The organism is Methylobacterium sp. WL64 (assembly GCF_008039945.1).
Classification (GTDB): domain Bacteria; phylum Pseudomonadota; class Alphaproteobacteria; order Rhizobiales; family Beijerinckiaceae; genus Methylobacterium.
The window spans coordinates 1-3,810 of the sequence record NZ_VRVA01000230.1 but is presented as its reverse complement, the minus strand read 5'-3'; the positions used below and the strand labels follow the sequence as shown (position 1 = coordinate 3,810).

Below are 3,810 nucleotides of genomic sequence, written 5' to 3'. Positions count from 1 at the left end.
CCAAACCACCATAGCGGCTCATCCTTTCTCTGTGCCAAAATCCAGGCTGGTATCCTTCGCGCGGTCGCGGCCAAAGATGCGTGCGAGGCCGGCGCGGTCGGGGATTTCGTCGGCCGACCAGTACACGTCGAGGCGGTCGCGGTGCCGGGTCATGCCGACATAGGCGGCGTGGCGGTCCATGTAGCGGGAGGCGAACAGGTAGGCGCGGTCCACGGTGACGCCCTGCGATTTGTGGACAGTCGCGGCATAGCCGTGATCGAGATGCGGATAGAGCGTCACGTCGATGGCGAGGCTGCGGCCGTCATCGAGGCGCACGGTCAGATAGTCGCCCGCGATGCGCTCGACGGTGCCGAGGCTGCCGTTCCGCACATTCAGGTCGCGGTCGTTCTTCAGGAAATAGATGCGGTCGCCGGGCGCGAACTCGCGCACGCCCTGCGCTGTCTCCACCTTCTGTCCGATGCCGATCTCATGGGCCGCGCGGCGGATGGCCCGCGCCCGGTCGTTCAGGGCGCGCACGTCGGCGCGGGTATAGGCCAGGATGATGTGCGACTGATGGGGAGCCGCACGGCGGGCCTCGTTCCATCGTCCGATCAGCGCCTTCATCGCGTCGGCGTGCGTGGCGTGCGCATGCACCATGCCTTCCCGCTCGTATCGATCGAGCGCATCGGCCGTCTGTGCCGTCGCAAGCGCGGCGGTCGCCGCGCGCTGCCAGGCCTCCCGCTGCCGGCGAACTTCCTTCAGGCGCGCCGCGCCGTACCGCTCCACGATCGCGCGGAACGCGGCGCCCGCCTCGATGGCTTGCAGCTGCTCGGGGTCGCCCACCAGAATGACCTTCGCGCCGGCCGTTCGCGCATGTTTCAGGAGGCGCGCCATAAGGCGCGATCCGATCATGCCGGCCTCGTCCAGCACCAGCACGTCGCGGTCGGTCAGGCGGTCGCGTCCCTTATCGAGCGCGTAAAGCAGCGAATGGAGGGTCTGGCTTTCGATGCCGGCACCGTGGGCGAGGGAGTCCGCGGCCACGCCGGACAGGGCCGCGCCGCGGACCCGGTAGCCCTGCGCCTCGAACGCTGCCCGCGCCACGCTGAACAGGGTGCTTTTGCCTGCGCCCGCGAAGCCCACTACGGCCGCCAGCCCCTCGGACCCGGTGACATGCCGCAAGGCGGCGTCCTGCTCGGCCGACAGGGTGATGGGGCTGCCGCGCAACGCCATGGCGAGGAGGGCAGGGGGGACCGCCTGGCGGTCGGCCTCGTGCATGGCCCGCGCATCCGCGACCATCTGGCGTTCGAGGGCGTGCAGGTCGCGCGCCGTGTAGCGGGCGCGTTCGTTCGGATCGGTTCCGACATGAACCAGCTCGTCCGACGCCATGACGGCGGCGATGGCCTGGCGCAGCACGTCGGGCGGGTAATGCTTCCAGAGGTGGCGCACCAGGTCGCCGCGCGTGAAGGTGGAGGCCTGCTCGGTGAGGCTGGCGATGATGGCGGCCGGATCGACAGCCCCGATGATGCGGCGGCGACTGCCGCCCTTCGCGGCGCGGCGCGCGTCCCTGCCGTCGAAGCGGGCGCGATTGGTCTGGCGCTCGTTGCTGCGCCTGCGCCAGGCCGTGCGCTGGTCCTCGCGCTGCCGGGCCTGGGACGCACGCAGCTGGGCGCACCGGGACAGGAAATCCGCTCGCAGGCCCGCGAGAGCGGCGAGGGTGCGGATGCCGGCCGCGCGGAGGGACCGCACGGCTTCATCATAGAAGCGTTCATGCGCCCGCCACTGACGGGCATGGCTCGCCCGCAAGGCGCGGTCCATCGCATACAGGTGGGCGTCCTGCTGCTTCTCGGCGGAGGCCGCCATGACGGTTGTGAGATTGTCGTTGCTCGTGGCCCGGTCGAACTCGAACACGGGGCGCGCCGCGCGCGGATCGTTGGCCGCGATGCGCTCGTCCCGGCGGGCGTTATTCTCGACGCGGGCCTTGCAGAAGATGCGGCCCCGGCTCTTTTCGTAAGCCTGCGCCCAACGGGACAGGGCCAGCTTGGTATTGCCATGCTTGGCGGCAACGCCGGTCGTCGGGTGAACCCGGTTCACGACGATATGCACGTGCGCGTGGTGGGTGTCGGTATGGGCGAGGATCACCGCCTGGTGTTCCTCCAGCCCCTGCAAGGCGAGCGTGGCCCGCGCCGCCTCCAGCTGGTCCTCTTTGGTCGGCCGCTCGTCGGGATGCCAGGAGAGGGAGTAGGCGTAGACGGGCCGTTCGAGCTTCCGGCCGGTGGCCTTCACGCCGGCCGCCTTCTTCAGGGCAGCGGTCGAGGTCGCCGTCCCCGCCATGACGCGCGCGGCGTTCTTCACGTTGGCCGTGGTGAGGTTGATCGTTTCGGTCCAGGCGACGCGCGCGTCCGTCGTGCCGTCCGAGTCCGGGCCGCGCTTGTCGTTCAGGTAATACGCGAAAGCGCCCTTAAAGCTGCGGCCGAGCTTCGTGACCACGGGAGTCATCGAAGCGATCCAGCATCAGGAAGATGCGCTCCTGCTGGGCTTCGATCTCGTCCAGCACCACCGCAAGCCGGTCGGCATGGGGCAGGCGTCCCGCATGGGCGTGGCGGGCGAGCTGGTTCAGGTTGTTGCCGGTGGCGGCAAGGACGGAGACGGTCTTGAGCAGGGCCTCCTGCGCGTCCGGCCGGCGCGGCAGCGAGTAACCGAAGGTGCGGCGTCGGATGAAGTCGGCGGGCGTGATGCCGAGGCCGGCCGCGAGGGCTTCGAGTTCGAGCAGTTCGGCCAACGTCATGCGGACGTTGACCTGACGGCTGCGTTGCTCGTGCGGCGCTTTTTTCGGCCTTGCCATGCTCCACCATTCACCACCATCACGAGCCAGTTCATGCCGGCCCGCACAGGGTGTCCAGAGGGGGATCGGCCCCCCTTGGCCAGAGGTTTTTGCTAGCAAAAACACATCTGGCTACCCTCCAATCGAGGATAACCAAATCTCGTAAAGTTATCGTTAAGTCATTACCATAAGTGAGGGTCAGAAAACGGCCCTGAACTGTCAGTTTTGCCAGTAATAACGGCCGTTTTCTCTTGCAACATTGGAGACAATACAACGATTCCAGTCAATCGGATCGTCAACGATCGTAGCCGTCACGCTCCTGCTGGTGGTCGCGCTCGCCCCGGCCGACTTCCGCCCGCCGTTCCATGCTCTCGGTGACGCGATCGAACGCAACGCGGGCGGCCATGGCCTTGTCGAGCTGGCGATCCTCGGCGCGATGGCGTTCGGTCATGGCGGCGGACTCCTTCGACAGCACGGCGGCGAAAGCGCGGGCATCGAAGGAGGGCAGGGTGGCTCTTGCCGCGCGCGCCTGTTCGTGGCGGGCATCGAGGGCGCGGCGTTCCTCCCTGTGGCGTTCGGTCTGGCGGTCGCGTTCGGTTCTCATCCAGGTGGCGCGATCCTGCTGCATCTGCTGGCGACGGGCATTGGTCTGGGCCTTGCCCTTATGGCGGGTCGCTTTTTGGCTGCTGCCGCGATCCTTGAAGCTGCGATGCTCGACAAAGACCCGTCCCGCCTTCCCCTCGGCCGCAAGCGCCTCGTTCATCGTGCCGGCCAGGAAGGCCCGAAAGGCCTTGATGTGGCGCGGTCCGTTCGACCACTGGTCCAGGTCACGGATTTTGCGGCCAAGCCCGTCAGGGGTCAGCTGGCGCGTCGTGGTGAGCATGTGGCAGTGATGGTTGCGGTGGTCGCCCTGCTTGCCCGGCTGGTGGATGGCGAAATCAGCGGCCAGGCCGTAGCGATCGACAAGGTGACGGGCGACCGCTTCGGCAACCCGCGACCGGCCGGCCTGG

3 protein-coding genes are annotated in these 3,810 nt (G+C 68.0%); all 3 read right to left on the bottom strand.

Going from position 1 to position 3,810, the window contains the following annotated elements:
• Positions 1-18 precede the first annotated feature (18 nt).
• Positions 19-2,466 (bottom strand): Ti-type conjugative transfer relaxase TraA, encoded by a 2,448-nt coding sequence (traA, locus tag FV242_RS33130; protein WP_187278676.1) that lies wholly within the window; start codon positions 2,464-2,466, stop codon positions 19-21.
• Complete coding sequence (gene mobC / locus FV242_RS33125) at positions 2,438-2,758, bottom strand: plasmid mobilization relaxosome protein MobC (RefSeq protein ID WP_187278675.1); 321 nt, start codon at positions 2,756-2,758, stop codon at positions 2,438-2,440. The genes traA and mobC overlap by 29 nt, the downstream gene beginning before the upstream one ends.
• A gap of 337 nt (positions 2,759-3,095) precedes the next feature.
• The coding region (locus tag FV242_RS33120; RefSeq protein ID WP_187278674.1) for a MobA/MobL family protein at positions 3,096-3,810 on the bottom strand (715 nt) is incomplete at its 5' end.